The organism is Parabacteroides sp. AM17-47, assembly GCF_003434625.1.
GTDB lineage: Bacteria > Bacteroidota > Bacteroidia > Bacteroidales > Tannerellaceae > Parabacteroides > Parabacteroides distasonis.
This window is the reverse complement of the sequence record NZ_QTLI01000014.1, coordinates 75135-93190: the sequence shown is the minus strand read 5'-3', so window position 1 is coordinate 93190 and position 18056 is coordinate 75135. Positions and strand designations below refer to the sequence as shown.

The window sequence follows — 18056 nt, the reverse complement described above, 5'->3', positions numbered from 1 at the left end:
CGTTTTAACGACGGGATAGCCCTATTTTTTGAATGGATAAGATGCTTGAGAAACAGATACAGATGGTAGATCTGCGGAAGCAGTATGAACGTTTGCGTAGTGAGATCGATCCTGCCATGCAAACGGTGATAAATGCTTGTGCCTTTATCAATGGCCCTCAGGTGAAGGGATTTTGTAACCATTTATCAGATTATTTAGGTGTTCCTTATGTGATCCCGTGCGGCAACGGTACGGATGCCTTGCAAATCTCCTTGATGGCATTAGACTTACATTCGGGCGATGAGGTGATCGTTCCTGCTTTTACATATATCGCTGCGGCTGAGGTTGCTTTGGCTCTTGGCCTAGTGCCGGTATTAGTGGATGTAGATCCCGGTACATTCAATATAGACCCGGAAAAGATAGAAGATGCCCTGTCTGAAAAGACGAGAGCTATTATCGCGGTTCATCTTTTTGGCCAGTGTTGTGATATGGAATCGATCTTGAGTATCGCTGGCCGCCATAATTTATATGTGATCGAGGATAATGCCCAATCCATCGGTGCTAATTATACCTTCTCGGATGGAACGGTAAAGAAAGCCGGTACGATCGCCTCTATAGGTACGACCTCTTTCTTCCCCTCGAAACCGTTGGCTTGTTATGGAGATGGTGGGGCGATGTTTACTTCCGACGTGCGATTGGCCGAACGCCTGCGAATGATCGCCAATCATGGGCAAAAGATGAAATATCATCATTCTTTGGTGGGCTGCAACTCCCGTTTGGATACCTTGCAGGCCGCTGTCTTAGATGTTAAGCTTCGGTATTTGGATGAATTTGCCGCCGCTCGTTGTAAAGTGGCTGCTAGATACGATGCTGCCTTTTCCGGATTGAAAACTGTACGCAAACCGCTAAAATCAGTCTTTTCATCGCATGTCTATCATCAATATACGGTACAGCTAGCTGTAGAAAAGAGGGATCAAGTACAAGCAGCGTTAAAAGAACGAGGTATTCCTTCTATGATTTATTATCCATTGCCTTTGCAGGAGCAGGAGGTGATGAGGGGTCGATGCCGGATTTCCGGGGATTTGAATGTCGCTTCTCGCTTGAGCCGATCCGTATTATCCTTGCCGATTCATACGGAGATGACAGAAGAGGAGCAGGCTTATATTATAGAATCTATAAAGAGTGTTTTATGAATAAGAAGATACGTTTCGCCGTGATCGGCTGTGGTCATATAGGTAAGCGTCATGCCGAGATGATTACCCGGGATGAAGGGGCGGAGTTGGTCGCTTTGTGTGATATCCGTCCGAAAGAGGAGCTGGGGATCGAGGCTTATGCGGTCCCTTTCGCCCGGAATATAGATGAACTATTCCGTTTGGGATTGGATATAGATGTGGTGAATATTTGTACACCCAACGGTTTACATGCCGAGATGGCGATCCAAGCGATAGAAAGCGGACATCATGTGGTCATAGAAAAGCCTATGGCCTTGACCTTGGCGGATGCCGAGAAAGTGGTTTATACCTCGCTGAGATTCCGTAAGCAGGTATTTTGCGTGATGCAAAACCGATATTCCCCGCCTTCGGTCTGGATCAAGGAGATGGTTGAGTCCGGAAAATTAGGCCAGATTTATATGGTGCAGCTGAATTGCTACTGGAACCGTGACGAACGCTACTATAAACCCGGAGGATGGCATGGCGACGCTGCCTTGGATGGTGGTACCTTATTCACCCAATTCTCCCATTTCATCGACATTATGTACTGGTTATTCGGGGATATCTGTAATATCCAGACCCGTTTCGCCGACTTCAACCACGAGAAACTGACCGCCTTTGAGGATTCCGGTTTCGTGAATTTTAATTTCGTGAACGGTGGAATGGGTAGTTTGAGCTACTCTACGGCGGTATGGGACAAGAATCTGGAAAGCAGCATGCTGATCGTGGCTGAGAATGGCAGCGTGAAAATCGGCGGTCAATATATGAATGAGGTAGAATATTGCCATATCAAGGGGCATGAAATGCCGGAATTGGCCCCTACCAACCCCGGCAATGATTATGGCCCTTACAAAGGCTCCGCCCAAAACCACAACTTCGTGATCCGTAACGTAGTCAATGTCCTTTCCGGCGCCCCCGGCGAGATCATAACGACCAACGTCTTGGAAGGTATGAAGGTGGTGGATATTATACGGAGGATTTATGCGGGGAAGGCTTGAGAATCCATTCCCAGATAGGGACTACCTCGATCGTTCTCTCTTGGACTTGGATGGTTCGTTTCTCGTCTCGGGTGATAATCATCATACGTTTAAGATGTAGGAACGCATCCGCTTGCTTTTTGTTTTATATTGGAAACAATACGGTGGATTTACGTATTGAAAGCATAAATCCACCGCGAATAGAGATTGAGATTTTAGATCTCGTCAGGGCTTTCGCTGTCTTGGCTACCCCCGCTTTGCGGTTCGGAGAGTTCCTTTTTCTCGAAATTAGTGAGTTTCTTAGCTATTCTCAAGGCCTTTCCGGGGCTAAAGACAACTTTAGGTTCTTTGATCAAACTGGTGGTAAATTCCTCGGTGGTAGGGGCTCCCGTAGAGCCTACCCCAAAACGGAAATTACCCAATTCGCCTACATTCACCCTGCGCCCTTGCGAGAGATTTCGTTTCAACACGATATTGATACGGTCGAGTACCGCCTTGACTTGGGCGGAGCCTACTCCACTTCCATCTGCCACTTCCTCAAGGAAAGTCTCGAACTCTACGAGATCCCCATAGACCACTTGCGCATACTGTTTCTTGGGTGTTTCTGTCTTGTCGTTACCCAAGTTCTTTCTCTCGATCAATCTGTACTTTACTGCCATAATTTCTAAATTTTAAAAGATGATTAAATGAATTACCTTGTTTTCTAAAACATGACAAAGGTATCGTAAGCCGTATGAGGCAAATCGGCCAGTGTCGGTTTATGTCTGTCAATGTCCGTGTATGTGCCTATTAGTCTACGAGTGCCTGTTTCGCATCCTTTAGTTCGCAAGACTAGTAAAATGTAAAAATGTACAATAAGCTATATTAGAATGGGCCTGTTTTGTATATTTCTGATTATTAGTTTGTTATATCTAGTAGGTGCGAGACTTTTTAATTAGTATCAATAGAAATCCGGATTTCTATTGATACTAATTGGTGTTTTCTATTGATACTAATTCATATTTCCATACGTACTATTTGTTATTTTATACATAAAGTATGAAAAGCTTCCGGGTTTTGCCCGTTACCCAAGAGTAAATGTTTATCTTTGTGGCACTTTTACCGTAAATATCAAATGGCAGAACAATCACTAAAAGATAAGACAGCGAAAGGGCTCTTCTGGGGAGGGGTCAGCAATGGGGTGCAGCAGTTGCTGGGGATGTTGTTTGGTATTTATCTGGCTCGGATTCTTAATGCGGAGGATTATGGGTTGGTAGGGATGTTGGCGATATTTACAGGAATTGCTAATACGATTATAAATAGTGGGTTTACGGTGGCTTTAACTAATAAACAGGATGTCACACATAAAGATTATAATGCTGTATTTTGGTTTTCTTGTTTTGTTGGCCTCCTCTTGTATGTGGTTTTATTCTTCAGTGCTCCTTTAATTGCTCGTTTTTACAATCGTTCGGAACTGATTTCTTTGTCAAGGGTATTGTTCGTTGGTTTCTTTTTCTCTGGGATCGGGACTGTCGCTTTTACTGTGATGTTTAAAAAGTTGATGGTCAAGGAACAAGCTAAGATTGATATTACGGCACTCGTTCTATCTGGTTTGATTGGTATTGTTTTTGCCTTAAAAGGGTGGGCTTATTGGGCTTTGGTCTTTCAAAGCGTCGTGTATGTTAGTGTCAGCTCTGTGTTAAAATGTGTGATAGCGCCTTGGCGTCCTTCCTTAGAGTTCGATTTTCGTCCATTAAGAGATATGTTCTCTTTTAGTGTAAAAATATTTCTTACGAATATTTTCCAACAAATCAATAATAATTTTTTCTCTGTTTTATTAGGAAGGCTGTTTAACGCAACTTGGGTTGGATATTATTCTCAAGGCTATAAATGGATGTTGATGGGAAATACTATTCTTTGTGGTATGGTCAATTCAGTAGCTCAGCCAGTATTGGTGCAGGTACGAGAGGAGAGACAGAGACAATGCTATATTTTCCGGAAAATGGTTCGGTTTGCGGTTTTTTTGTCTTTTCCTTGTATGATCGGTTTGGCGTTTGTCGCTAAAGAGTTTATTTTAATCACAATTGGGGAAAAATGGATGCCAAGTGTCTCTTTCTTACAATTGTTTTGTTTACTAGGAACGATTTTGCCCATTTGGCTATTATATACACAATTGTTGATCTCATATGGTAAATCAAATATTTATCTGCTAGGGAATGTTAGCCAAGGAGTTATTCAATTGTTACTTCTTTATTTTACATCCCCCTTAGGAATTGAGACCATGATAAAGGCTTATATTTCGACTTATGTTGTAAGCCTGTTCTATTGGCATTATCAAGCTTATAAGCTTATTGGAATTAGCCTGAAAGACATTGTGTTTGATGTGTTTCCATATGCGGTAATCACGGCTTTGTCCTTGGGGAGTGCTTGGTTGTTGACTGCTGCTATCCATTCTGTTTATTTATTGTTTATCGGGAGGGTCTTGTTGATGGGGAGTATATATATAACGCTATTGTGGTTGGCTAATTGCGCTATATTGAAAGAAAGCTTGTCCTTTTTGAGGAATAAAGAGTCTTAGAAATTTTGTTTTTAGAATATGAAAAGTATGAACGTGAGAAAGATATTAAGTGTTTGTAAGAATAAGATTAATTTTTATTCTTATTTGTATTTAGGGGTTACCTTGATGTCAGGGCGAATGTCTTTTAATAAATACAAAAGATTAAAAGCAGATTTAAAGGTATTAAAATCTCAATATTCGGATATTTCTGAATTGTTCCCGGTTACATGTTTGTATCCTTGCTATAGCGATCAAGAAGAAAATGCCGGCTCTCTAAGTTTCCATTATTTTTTTCAAGACTTGTATGTGGCGAATTGTGTAAAGAATAATAACCCTAATCGTCATGTGGATATTGGAAGTCGTATAGATGGTTTTGTTGCTCATGTTGCATCATTTCGGGAAATAGAGGTCCTTGATATAAGGCCAATGCAGGATAATATTCCAAATGTAGTTTTCCACCAAGCAGATTTAATGCGGGCAGGTGGTCTGCAGCTTGGACCCGTTGATTCTGTATCTTGCTTACATGCGTTGGAACATTTTGGTTTAGGACGCTATGGAGATCCAATTTGTTATGATGGTTATTTTATCGGTTTTAAGAATATCACAAACTTGCTAGATACGGGGGGACGGTTCTATTTTTCGGTACCTATGGGAGAACAGCGCATAGAGTTTCATGCGCATCGTGTGTTTTCATTGAAGTTTTTATTGGAAATGATTACCCCATTTTTCGACATTCGTACTTTCTCATATGTGGATGATAGTAATTCTTTCCATAAAGAAGTGAAGTTGACGCAAGAGTTAATAGAGGCAAACTGTGGTTGTCATTTCGGCTGTGCTATTTTTGATTTGATAAAAAAATAAATAGAATGTTCAAAGTAAGTATTGTCACTGTTTCTTTAAACGCAAAGAAAGAGATTCAAGGTACGATTGAGAGTGTATTGTCACAAACTTATCCTTTGATAGAGTATATATTGATTGATGGTGATAGCACTGATGGGACAATTGATATTGTCAAAACTTATAAAGAACGTATATCCAAGCTATTAGTAGAGAAAGACCATGGCGTTTATGATGCGATGAATAAAGCATTGTCCATGGCTACGGGAGATTTTTTGATATTCATGAATGCGGGAGATAAATTTGTGGCTGAGTTTACGGTGGAGAATGCTATGAGGAGTGTACGAGATCCGAAGGCTGTTTATTATGGCGATGCTTTATTTGTTGATCCGACGCAAAGGCGATCGTATATTTATGGTGGTCCATATTCTGCTTATACGATTTGTAGTACTAATATCTGCCATCAATCTATTTTTTATCCTAAGGCCGCTTATAAAAATTATTCTTATGACTTGAAATATAGGCTCTTCTCAGACTATGCATATAATATTAATTTGTTTGCTAAACGATTCAAATTTGTATATTTGAAAGATATTGTATCTGTTTTCAGAATGGATGGCCTTAGCTCTAAAGAACATGATATAGTGATGTTAAGAGATAGAGGTCGATTGATTCTAAATGGATTGGGATTTTTTTATTATATGTACTATTTGTGTAAGAAGCACTTGCGCATACGAAAATATTTGCGAAAGTTGTAATGGTAATTCTATGTTAAAATGAATATTTCTATCGTCTATGTGAATTATAAGACTGCGCGATTAATATTGGATAGTATTAAGTCGGTGAAAGAAAAAACGGAAGATGTTGATTATGAGATTATCGTTGTAGATAACGCCTCTGGTGATGGTTCATTGGAGTTAATACAAAAACAATATCCGGAAGTGATATGTGTACAAGCTGATGAAAACATGGGATTTGGACGTGCGAATAATTTGGGCATGACATATGCGTCAGGTGATTGTATCTTGTTTTTGAACCCGGATACCATATTGAGAAATGATGCGATCGATAAATTGTATGCGTATTTGATAGAGCACCCTGATGTTGGGGCTTGTGGTGGAAATCTATATGATGAGCGAGGGCTTCCTACGACTTCTTTTAGCAGGAGTTTCCCCTCTTTTATATGGGAGTTTCTATCTATTTTATATATCTCTCCGATTTGTTTGTCCTTTCCTCGGTCAGTGTATTTCAATAAGGAAGGTAAGCCCATTCCTGTTGCGTCTATTATAGGAGCTGATTTGATGGTTCGAAAATCGGTATTGTTGAAGGTCGGTGGTTTCTCTCCTGAATTTTTCATGAATTATGAAGAGACGGAATTATGCAACCGTATTACCCGGGCTGGTTTTTCTATTTATTCTGTTCCCTCTGCTCAAATTACGCACTTGGAGGGACGTGCTTCTTATATAAAGCAATCTCGTCTTTATTTTTTATATGAGGGGCAATACATTTATTTTCGAAAGGTTTATGGTATTTTTGGCTGCCGATTGATCTTTGCTATTACCCAGCTGAAAAGTTATATTCGTCTTTTTCAATTCCTTTTGTTAAGCAATAAGGAAAGACGTTCTTATTGGAGGATGAAGTTGGAAACAAATAGGGAGGTCTGGCATTCAACGAAGATAAAACATTTTTTGATATGAAAAAGAAACTTATCGTTTTCCATCCGGCGATCGCTCCTTACCGAGTTGATTTTTTTAACTCGATAGATGAGATATTTGATGCAAAGTTCTATTTTGAGTTTGACAACGCGTTGGAACAAACGTTCGATCAAAAGCGACTTCAAGAATATTTATCTTTTATTCCAAAGTACCTGAGCCCAGGCTTTCTGGGTATTAAGAACTTGCGATTTGATGTTTTATCTATATTGTGGAAAAATAAGGCTGATGTTGTTTTCATTTCTGAGTATAACTTGCTTGGGTTGTTGGTATGTTTGTTTAAGATATTGGTTAATTGGCGCCTGAAGATTGTTACGGTCTGTGATGATAATGTGAAAATGGCTCAAAATGCTAGTTGGGTGAAACGAATTATGCGTTATGTGATGTTGCATATTCTATCAGCGGTAATTTTGGCGGATCCGAAATCCATGGAATGGTATGGTACTTCTTTGAAATACAAGGCGAAATACTGTTATTTCCCTATAATTCAATCTGATGCCATTTTTCGTGAGCGTTTGAAGCAAGCTCTTCCTTTATCTGTATCTTTAACAAAGAAGTATGATCTGATAGGGAAAAAGGTTATATTGTATGTTGGACGTTTGGTAGAAGTGAAAAATGTATCTCTCTTATTAAAAGCATTTCATGATGTAATAGGAAAAAGTCCGGAAGCTCGGTTGTTTATAGTTGGGGATGGTGAGTTGCAAGCCGAATTAAAACGGCAGATACGGGGATATATATATATGCATTCTGTTCAATTTGTCGGGAAACAAGAAGGGCTGGATCTGTTCGCTTATTACAATATAGCTCAGATATTCGTGTTACCTAGTATCTATGAGCCTTTTGGGACTGTTATTAATGAGGCTTTGTTGGCAGGTTGCTATACGTTATGTTCTTCTGCGGCAGGATCGGCTTGTTTGATAAAGCCCCATAGGAATGGTGACTTGTTTGATCCTGACTCAAATACTGAGTTAGGGGAAAAACTCTTGTTTAGCATAAGGCATTGTGAGGGAGTTAAGGATGTCTTGCTTAAAGAGAATAATATGTATCATAGTTATGATCAGTATATAACATCTTTATTCAATCAGTTAAATTCTATAATAAATTAAGGAAGAATGGATATTCGTTTATATTGGGAGAAAGTTTATTGGGCATTGGCGAAACGTGCCTTTAAAAGAAAGCAGAAAACTTATGAGGATTGGTTGGCGAAAGGATATACTAATCAACCGCTTGTTAGCTTTATTATAGAATCTCATAATAAAAGCGTGGGAGTCAAACGTATTGTTAGTAAATTACGTGAGTACCCGAACGCGGAAATCGTAGTAATAGATGATGGCTCTGAATACAAACATACTAAGTCTCTTATGAGGTTTCTTACTCGTGGTAATGAGTTTTTGGTGCGTGCCAACGACTTGTATGAGAACGTGATGTATGACAAGACTATTCGTTTCGCAAATGGTGAATATATAGTCTTAATGCAGGATGATGATGAGATAACCGATTTGGACTGGGTGGACAAAGGTATATCTTATTTTAAGAAATATCCGGATATGGCTATTCTAGGTGGTCTGAATGGATTGGAGTTCGTTACCGATGATAAGGAAAAGTGGGGATATGTGGATTTATATAAGGATGATAGACTACGAGATAAAGATTTTTATTTTGTGCATGCTGTAAATCGGGCCCCCATGTTGTTAAACAAGAAATTATTCATTGAGCATTTAGGACATATTGATTTCTCTTTAGCCCCCTTCCAATGTGATGATTGTGAGTTGTGTTTACGTGCATGGTTGTGTGGCTTGAAAGTTGGATGGTATAATGCTGGTTTTAAGTCAATGATAGCTGGAGGAATGCGTATTTGGAATAAGGGGTTGATGGGATTTCAGGAAATCAAGAACCGGGGTAAATTGTATGAGATGTACCATATGAAGATAATGGAAATATCTCAAGCTATTAATTATGCTAATAAAGGCGTTATGTAAATATGATAAGCATAGTGATTCCTCTTTATAACAAAGCTGCAGTGATTTGTCGAACCATGGAGTCTGTTAAACAGCAGATCTTTTCTGATTTTGAAATTCTAATAGTCAATGATGGTTCGACAGATGACAGTTTATCTGTTTTGATGGATTTTCTTTCAGAAAATGAAGCTGTGTTTAAAAATTCAGTTCGATTGATTGAACAGGAGAACAAAGGTGTTTCTGCAGCGAGGAACCAAGGTATTAAAGAAGCTAGAGGTGAGATTATTGCCTTTCTTGATGCTGATGACGAGTGGTTACCTGATTATTTAAAAACTATCGCTTTCTTGGTTGAAAAATATCCGGAATGTGATATTTTTGGTACAGCTTATTCATTTAAGATGAATAATATGATAACTCCCGCATCAATTGATTATTATTCTTTTAAAGAGAATGAGGGTATTTTAGATAATTATTTTACGATGGCCTCAAAAGCGAGAGGACCTATTTGGACTTCAGCTGTGGCTGTTCGAAAAAAGGCTATTTTATCTATTGGTTGTTTCCCTGAGGGCATTTCTTTAGGTGAAGATGTAATCGTTTGGGCTAAATTAGCTTGCTTGTATAAAATAGCTTATTCGAAATCAAACCTAGCATTGTATAGAAGAGATAGCAGTTGCTATTTGAGTGTTAAGAAAAATATGCAGCCAGCAATAAAAGAAGACTATGTTGGTATAGAGCTTTGGAGGCTAAACTGCTCTTATCAGATAAAAGACTTAGATAATTATGTTTATCTTTGGTACAAGATAAGATTTGTAATCTTTGTTTTTGATAATGATAAGAAAAGTGCATTTTTGGAGTATATACGTTTATTGCCTTGGGGATTATTGAATTTGGATTGTAACTATCATTTGTTTTTAAATTGTTTACCATATTCCTTGTTAGTTAAATTAAATACTTGTGTTCGGAGGATATTTAGAAAAAAAGTTTGATATAATTTTAGATTATGGAAGAAAACCAACATACCGAATTCAAAGAGTCATGGCATGACGAATATACCCGTTATATATCAGCTTTCTGTAATACGGAGGGTGGTGTATTATATATCGGTATCGATGATAAAGGAGAAGTTGTAGGGATAGAGCAGCCAAAGAAGTTGATTGAGAAACTGCCGAACTTTATCGCTCAGAAAACGGGTATTATGCCTCTTATCCATTTGAGGGAGAAGGCCGGTAAAGAATATTTGGAAATAGAAGTCCAACCTTCTGCCATGCCGATTTCCGTGCATGGACGGTATTATACCCGGAGTGGAAGCGTTACTTCCGAGCTACAAGGGAATCAGCTAAATATGTTTTTGGCTGCGAAAATGGGTTTGACATGGGAAAGTGTGATCGAGGAGGATTTCTCATTGGAGGACATAGATACCGATACGGTAGAACGTTTTAAGCTATTGGCTAAAGACCGGGTTCCTTCCATCGAGCAGGAAACGGATCTGCTGGCTTTGATGGAGCGGTTGAATTTGATCGTAGGAGGCCGTTTCAAGAGAGCCGCTGTAGTCTTGTTTGGAAAGAATGTGCAGAGATATGTGTTACAAGCTCGTATTAAAATAGGAAAGTTCCTTACCGATACGGAGGTACTGACAACCGATATTGTCGAGGGGAACCTGATTCAGCAGGTTGATCGGGCTTTGGATATATTGCGAACGAAATATTTATTAAGTTATATATCGTATGAGGGGATTCATAGGCGTGAGAAACTGGTTTATCCCTACGAGGCTCTGCGGGAAGCCTTATTGAATTCGATTATCCATCGAGAATATTTTGTTTCTTCCGAAATTCAGGTACGTGTTTACGAGGACAAGCTGGTGATAGGGAATGAAGCTCGTTTGCACGATATTACGGTTGAGGACTTGTCTCGTCCTCACCCCTCTAGACCTCATAATAAGTTGATAGCGGATGTTTTTTACAAAGCTGGCTTTATCGAGAGTTGGGGACGGGGAACACAACGTATTATTGACAACTGCTTGGCAGAAGGATTATCCGCTCCTGTATATGAGCATAAGATGGGTTTTTTATACTTGACTTTTTTTCATGAGCGGATAAATGAGCGGATAAATGAGCGGATAAATGAGCGGATAAATGAATTGTCGGATATGGAACGGGAGGTATATCAGATCTTGCGAGAGGAGCCTACTATCCGTCAAATAGATTTAGCAAATCGTTTGGATTTGACAGAGCAGTATATCCGGAAGCTTATAAAAAAGTTGAAAGAGCATGGTTGGATTGAACGCATTGGAGCTAGGAAAAATGGTTATTGGAAAATAATAGAGAAGTCATGAAGATATTGATATTAAATACCTCTGAATTAACCGGTGGAGCGGCAGTCGCCGCAAACCGACTAGCGAAAGCATTGGGTAAATCTGGTGTAGAGGTTTCTATGTTAGTACGTGATCGGAAAACAGACCATGTAAAAGTTTTCTCTGTAAATAATTCATGGACTTCACATAGGCTTAATTCTTTTCGCTTCATTTGGGAACGACTGATAATCTTTATCTGTAACTTCTTTAGCAAGAAGAACCTCTTTCAAGTTTCCATAGCCAATACAGGCACGGATTTATCGAAGCACCCATTAGTGCAACAGGCGGATGTGATTCATCTGCATTGGGTGAATCAAGGATTTTTGTCTCTTTCTGATATTAAGAAATTAGTAAATACCGGAAAACCTATTGTGTGGACTATGCATGATTTGTGGCCAGCTACGGCTATTTGTCATTATCCGGGAGGATGTGAGAAGTATATATCGAATTGTTATCAGTGCCCGATGCTGAAACGAAATCCGTTTTTTGATTTAGCGGCTTCTGTTTTTAAGGAGAAAGGGAAAATAGGGTTATCTAAGATTACATTTGTCGGTTGTAGCCGATGGATAATGGAAGAGGCCCAAAAAGGCAATTGGTTGAGAACAGCCTGTTTTACCTCGATTCCTAACCCGATTGACGTGACAGCCTTTAAGCGTATGGAAAAGCGGGTGGCCCGTAAACGATTCGACCTGCCGGAAGGTAAGTTCCTTCTTCTTTTTGCCGCCGCTAAGCTTTCAGATACCCGGAAAGGAGCGATTTTTTTGATCGAGGCTTGCGAAAAACTAAAAGAGAAATACCAAGATCGCATAGAAATCGTGTTGATGGGAAATAGCTCGGAAGAATTGATTAGCCAGTTTCCTTTTAAGGTGAATACGCTGGGATATATATCGGATCAAGACTCTATGATTTCCGTTTATGCCTGTGCCGATATGTTCGTTATTCCTTCGTTGGAGGATAACTTACCCAATACGATTATGGAGTCGATGGCATGCGGTACGCCTTGTGTGGGATTTGAGACAGGAGGGATTCCGGAGATGATAGATCATTTGAAGAATGGGTATGTAGCTAAATATAAGGATACAAATGATTTGGCTGTAGGGATTAAGTGGATAATTGACAACCAAGAGACTTTTCGATTTAGTGAGGCTTGCGTCCGCAAGGTGCATGATTGCTATAGGGAATCGGTTATTGCCGAAAAATATATAGCTTTGTATCAGAGCCTGTGTAATAAGAGAAAATAGCGTGAAAGAAGATCAGCATATCGAAGTAAGAATGAATGCTTGCTGGTAAGTGATTGAAAGCAAATGAAAATTGCTACATTTGTGGAAAAATGGAATAAATGGACGATCAGCATAAGCCTGAATGGATTAAGGTGGACGAGTGGGATTTTGTAGAATATGTGGATAGCTTGTTGCGTAGTCAAGAGGCTGTCGATTTAGAGTTTAAGACCGCTCGTGCCGGATTCCCAAATAGTGTGTGGGAAACGTATTCTTCATTTGCGAATACAGATGGAGGAACTATCGTTCTGGGAATAAAGGAGAAAAATGGGGCACTATTTGTGGAGGGACTTCTTCCAGAGCAAATTGTGTCTTATCGGCAAATCATTTGTAACCAATTGAATAATCCGGATTGCGTTAATGTTAATTTACTTACTGACAAGAATATTCAAGAGGTAGACTATAGAGGAAAATCTCTTTTGCTGATTTATGTTCCGAGAGCATCTCGTTCACAACGTCCTGTATATTTAACAAGAAATCCCTTGAATGGACATACTTATAAACGAAATAATGAGGGAGATTATAAATGTACGGATACGGAAGTTCGCAGAATGATTGCCGATGCGGATGAGGAACATCCGAGAGATTCTCGTATTTTATGTAATTATTCAATGGAAGATATTGATTTGGACTCACTTAAACAATATCGACTGCTACTTTCTAGTCGTCAGCCAGATCACCCTTGGTTGACACTTGATGATATGGCTTTTTTGAGAAAATTGGGAGGATATCGACAAGATAGGCAAACAGGTCAAGAAGGGTTTACTTTAGCGGGTATATTAATGTTTGGAAGGACAGAAAGTATAACGGATAATGAATGTGCTCCATCTTATTTTCCGGATTATCAGGAAAAAATGTCGGTAGATGAGAATGTTAGATGGACAGATCGCATTTGTATGGATGGAACTTGGGAAGCGAATCTTTTTCAATTTTATCGGCGTGTGTATCCTAAATTATCATCTGTACTGCCTAAGCCATTCCGTTTGGAGAATGGTGTGAGATTGGAAGATACTACCACGCATGTCGCTTTACGTGAGGCATTTGTAAATACATTGGTGCATTGTGATTATATGGAGGAAGGAAATATAACGATAGAACAATGGAAAGATCGTTATGTATTTAAAAATCCCGGAACACTGCTAGTGAGTAAGGCCCAGTATTATGCCGGAGGTGAAAGTATATGCCGTAATAAGAGCTTGCAAAAGATGTTTATGCTGATTGGCTTCTCTGAGAAAGCAGGAAGTGGGGTGAATAAGATTTTTATGGGTTGGAAAAATGCGAATTGGAGACCTCCATTTGTGGAGGAGCAAAGTCACCCGGATCGGGTGGTGTTGAATTTACCGATGGAAAGTTTGTATCCAGAGGAAGTCTTAGAAGAACTTAAGCGTCTGTTTGGACGGGAAATTGAAAGAATTCCATATGATCAATTCACGGTTTTGGCTCTTTGTTACTCTGAAAAACAAGTATCTAATGAAAGACTTCAATATATTTTGAACCAACATAGCTCAAATATTACAAAGCTACTAAAAAGTATGTGCAATGCTGGTTTTTTGGAGTCTATAGGAAATGGCCGGGGAACTAGGTACCGTTTGCTGTTTTTGGAGAAGGATGAAAGCAAGCCTCAAAAGGATGAAAGCAAACTGAAGAAGGATGAAAGCAAGTCTCAAAAAGATGAAAGCAAACTGGAGAAGGATGAAAGTAAGAAATATATGCGTTATGAGGATTTGTCGAGGTTAATACTATCTGTTTGTGAGGATTATGTAGCTCTGGAAATAATAGCGGAAGCTGTTCATAGAGAGGCTTCTTATTTAATTAATCGGGTTATACCAAGAATGTTAGAGGATGGGCTACTAGAGAGATTATATCCGTCTTCTCCTAAGCATCCTTTACAAAAATATCGTGTGAGACAAGTCGGAAATTTATAAGAGATAATGGAAATGAATCAGCAACCTACATTTTCGATCATAACGATCACCTATAATGCGGAGCGATGGTTGGAGCGTACGATATTGAGCGTACTTAGCCAGTCGTATCCGAATATCGAGTATATATTGATTGACGGAGCGTCGAAGGATAAGACCGTAGAGATCATCAAGCAATATGAGTCCGGTATCGCTTCTTGGATAAGCGAGCCTGATAAAGGCTTGTATGATGCTATGAATAAGGGATTGAAGCGGGCTACGGGGGATTATGTGTGGTTCCTGAATGCGGGGGATACACTTTATACCGCAGATACCGTGCAAAGAATTGTGGCGTCTTTGAAAAAGAAAGTATCTTTGCCAGACGTGATTTACGGAGAGACCCAGATCGTTGATGCGGAGGGTAGATCATTAGGGATGCGCAGATTGAAAGCACCGGAGAAACTGACTTGGAAAAGTTTCCGGATGGGAATGTTGGTTTGTCACCAGTCGTTTATATCAAAACGGGAGATCGCTCCGTTATATAATACGGAATACCGTTTGACGGCGGATTATGATTGGTGTATCCAATGTCTGAGACGATCGAAAAGAATACATAATACACGTTTGACCCTGTCTAATTTTTTAGAGGAAGGATTAAGTAGTGTGAACCGGAAAGCTTCCTTAAAGGAGCGATATGAGGTCATGTGTAAGTATTATGGCAAGGTGTCGACGATTCTGTTGCATGGTTGGTTCGCCGTGAGATTCTATTTTGCCAAATGGTTTAAAGGTAGAGTATAAACAATAAATTATAGATAAGTTTTATGCGGAGTATAATGAGTAAATGGGGAAAACATATCGCAGCGATAGCCGTATTCTTGGTATTGACGGTGATTTATTTTTCTCCGGCCGTATTTGAGGGTAAGGTAGTCCGGCAAGGGGATACGGAAAAGGCTATCGGTATGGGGAATAGCCAGATGGATGAATATGAGAAGACGGCCCAACCGGGAGAATTCAGCGCATGGTCTGATGCTATGTTTGGCGGAATGCCTTATGTGTCGGGATATGGAAATCCGGCTCCACGATTTCCCGGATATCTTTTAGTGGAGAAGCCTTTAAAAGCGCTGGGGTATATGGATGCGGGGATGGTGTTTACCGGATTCGTTTGTTTCTATATCTTGATGTGTGTCATGGGCGTAAATTGGTGGTTGGCGATCGCTGGTGCTATCGCTTTCGCTTTAGCATCTTATAATCTGATCATTATAGAGGCCGGCCATGTCACGAAAGCGTATGTAATCGCTTATATGCCATTAACGTTGGCGGGTATGGCCCTGTTGTTCAAGCGTAAGTATTTATGGGGGGCGGTCGTGTTCTTGTTGGGTGTCGCATTCTCTATCGCGAATACGCACCTGCAAATCACTTATTATTTATTATTACTTTGCTTCTTCGTTTATTTGGGATATTTGTTCAATAAACTGAAGGAAAAAGCTTATAAAGAACTGGGTACGGTAACCGCTATTATGGCTGGATGCGTGATATTGGCGGTGTTGCCGAATGCCCAGAATATGTATGCTCAATGGGATTTGGGACAGAACTCTATCCGTGGGGCTACGGAATTAACGACAACGACCCCTTCGGGCGAGAAGATTTCTTCCGGCTTAGACAAGGATTATGCGTTCGCTTGGAGCTATGGAAAAGGGGAGTTGTTGACCTTGTTGGTCCCGAATGCCTATGGTGGAAGTTCAGGTGGAATGCTAGGCCCGGATTCTGAGCTATATAAGGAATTAAGGGCGAAAGGCGCTCAAGTCGGAAAAGAGGTACAGGCTCCTACCTATTGGGGAGAGAAGACATTTACTTCCGGGCCGGTTTATTTCGGGGCATTGGTCTGCTTCTTGTTTGTTCTGGGAATGTTCGTGATCCGGAATCCGATGAAATGGTGGTTATTCGGAGGTTCTGTCTTTTTGATATTGCTGGCATTGGGACGTAATTTTGATAGCTTCAATGACTTTATGTTCCATTACTTGCCGATGTATAATAAGTTCCGTACCGTAGAGATGGCATTGGTTATTCCGGGTATGGTATTTCCTATTATCGCTATATGGGGATTGAAAGAGGTGTTATCCGAGACCGTGAGCGATGCCTTGTTGAAGAAAGGATTGATCGCTGCTTTGGCTATCACGGGGGGCATTTCTTTAATCCTTTGGTTGATGCCGAGTATGCTGTTGGATTTCCGTTCTTCTTTCGACGCTCAATATCAGTTGCCAGATTGGTATTACAACGCCTTGTTAATGGATCGTGCTTCCTTGGCTTCGGCGGATGCGTTGCGCTCTTTGGTCTTTATCTTATTAGGGGCGGCTTTGTTGTTCTGGTTCTATACCTCGAAAGATCGGAAAAAGGTGGCGACATTCGTAGGGATCGGTGTTGCGGTCTTGATGTTGGTTGACTTATGGACGGTGGATAAACGGTATTTGAACGATAGTAACTTTATCCGCCAGAAACCTACAGAGGTATATAAAGAGACGGTAGCCGATCAAGAAATCATGAAGGATAAGGACCTTTCTTATCGTGTCTTGAATTTGAATAATCCTTTCTTGGAGACAACGACCTCGTACTATCACCATTCCGTTGGTGGTTATTATGCCGCGAAGCTGAGACGGTACCAAGAACTGATCGACCACCGTCTGCAAGGAGAGCTTAACTCGGTTATCGAGGCTTTCCAGAAAGCGCAGATCGCGGAGGATTTGATGGGGGCGTTCGCTGCTTGCCCGTCCTTGAATATGCTAAATACACGTTATATTATCTATAATCCGGAGCAACCGCCTTTGAGGAATCCGTTCGCTTTCGGCAACGCTTGGTTTGTGGATAAAGTGGAGGTCGTGGAGAATGCGGATGCGGAAATAGCGGCGTTGAATACGATTAATCCGTTAACGACGGCGGTTGTCGATAAACGTTTCGCTGATGAGGTGAAAGGTTTCACGCCTCAATTGGACTCTACCGCTACGATAACATTGGATAGTTATCGCCCTAATAAGTTAGTTTATACGACGAAGACTAATTCTGAGCAATTAGCAGTATTCTCTGAGATCTATTATCAACCGGGATGGGAGGCTACGATTGATGGGAAGCCCGCTCCTCATTTCCGGGCGGATTGGATATTAAGGGCTATGTTAGTTCCTGCGGGAGAGCATCAGATCGTATTTGAGTTTAGACCGCAAGGTTATATTACGGCGGCTTATATAACCTCATTTAGTTCATTGATAATCCTTTTGTTATTGATTGGAGCGATCGGTTACTCGATCTGGAGAGCTAAAAAAGACAAGA

The 18056-nt window shown here is 40.3% G+C and carries 15 protein-coding genes; 14 read left to right on the top strand and 1 reads right to left on the bottom strand.

From position 1 onward, the window contains the following. Positions 1-41 precede the first annotated feature (41 nt). Together DW205_RS12715 and DW205_RS12710 are read left to right on the top strand one after the other, a co-directional pair. The gene (locus tag DW205_RS12715; RefSeq protein ID WP_008778791.1) at positions 42-1172 is read left to right on the top strand and encodes a DegT/DnrJ/EryC1/StrS aminotransferase family protein; all 1131 of its coding nucleotides are present in this window, start codon (positions 42-44) and stop codon (positions 1170-1172) included. Then, positions 1169-2188, top strand: coding sequence for a Gfo/Idh/MocA family protein (locus DW205_RS12710; protein WP_005864088.1), 1020 nt, complete (start codon positions 1169-1171; stop codon positions 2186-2188). Before DW205_RS12715 ends, DW205_RS12710 begins: the two co-directional genes overlap by 4 nt. Positions 2189-2382: 194 nt before the next feature. On the opposite strand, the gene DW205_RS12705 is transcribed toward DW205_RS12710, so the two are convergent. Further along, complete coding sequence (locus tag DW205_RS12705; protein ID WP_005864090.1) at positions 2383-2826, bottom strand: HU family DNA-binding protein; 444 nt, start codon at positions 2824-2826, stop codon at positions 2383-2385. Positions 2827-3281: 455 nt separating this feature from the next. On the opposite strand from DW205_RS12705, the gene DW205_RS12700 reads away from it, so the two are divergent. The 12 genes from DW205_RS12700 to DW205_RS12645 all read left to right on the top strand — a co-directional run. Continuing rightward, complete coding sequence (locus tag DW205_RS12700; protein WP_005864092.1) at positions 3282-4724, top strand: lipopolysaccharide biosynthesis protein; 1443 nt, start codon at positions 3282-3284, stop codon at positions 4722-4724. 27 nt (positions 4725-4751) lie between these two features. Then, on the top strand, positions 4752-5564 hold the full coding sequence (locus DW205_RS12695; RefSeq protein ID WP_005864093.1) for a DUF268 domain-containing protein: 813 nt from the start codon (positions 4752-4754) through the stop codon (positions 5562-5564). Between the two features lie 5 nt (positions 5565-5569). After that, complete coding sequence (locus tag DW205_RS12690; protein WP_005864094.1) at positions 5570-6298, top strand: glycosyltransferase family 2 protein; 729 nt, start codon at positions 5570-5572, stop codon at positions 6296-6298. Positions 6299-6316: 18 nt separating this feature from the next. Continuing rightward, the gene (locus DW205_RS12685; RefSeq protein ID WP_005864095.1) at positions 6317-7237 is read left to right on the top strand and encodes a glycosyltransferase family 2 protein; all 921 of its coding nucleotides are present in this window, start codon (positions 6317-6319) and stop codon (positions 7235-7237) included. Further along, a complete protein-coding gene (locus DW205_RS12680; protein WP_005864096.1) occupies positions 7234-8358 on the top strand; it encodes a glycosyltransferase family 4 protein in 1125 nt (374 codons plus the stop codon). The genes DW205_RS12685 and DW205_RS12680 overlap by 4 nt, the downstream gene beginning before the upstream one ends. 6 nt (positions 8359-8364) lie before the next feature. Continuing rightward, complete coding sequence (locus DW205_RS12675; RefSeq protein WP_005864097.1) at positions 8365-9231, top strand: glycosyltransferase; 867 nt, start codon at positions 8365-8367, stop codon at positions 9229-9231. Positions 9232-9233: 2 nt separating this feature from the next. Continuing rightward, positions 9234-10196: a glycosyltransferase family 2 protein gene (locus DW205_RS12670; protein ID WP_008778789.1), complete on the top strand. Its 963-nt coding sequence runs from the start codon at positions 9234-9236 to the stop codon at positions 10194-10196. Between the two features lie 14 nt (positions 10197-10210). Beyond that, positions 10211-11542: an RNA-binding domain-containing protein gene (locus DW205_RS12665; protein WP_005864101.1), complete on the top strand. Its 1332-nt coding sequence runs from the start codon at positions 10211-10213 to the stop codon at positions 11540-11542. After that, the gene (locus tag DW205_RS12660) at positions 11539-12801 is read left to right on the top strand and encodes a glycosyltransferase family 4 protein (protein ID WP_005864103.1); all 1263 of its coding nucleotides are present in this window, start codon (positions 11539-11541) and stop codon (positions 12799-12801) included. The genes DW205_RS12665 and DW205_RS12660 overlap by 4 nt, the downstream gene beginning before the upstream one ends. A gap of 98 nt (positions 12802-12899) precedes the next feature. Further along, positions 12900-14762 carry an RNA-binding domain-containing protein gene (locus tag DW205_RS12655; RefSeq protein ID WP_008778788.1) on the top strand — a complete coding sequence of 621 codons (1863 nt, stop codon included), beginning with the start codon at positions 12900-12902 and terminating at the stop codon, positions 14760-14762. Positions 14763-14774: 12 nt separating this feature from the next. After that, positions 14775-15536: a glycosyltransferase family 2 protein gene (locus tag DW205_RS12650; protein WP_005864108.1), complete on the top strand. Its 762-nt coding sequence runs from the start codon at positions 14775-14777 to the stop codon at positions 15534-15536. Between the two features lie 23 nt (positions 15537-15559). Further along, positions 15560-18056 (top strand): YfhO family protein (locus DW205_RS12645; protein ID WP_121963100.1); only part of this gene is annotated, 2497 nt, incomplete at its 3' end.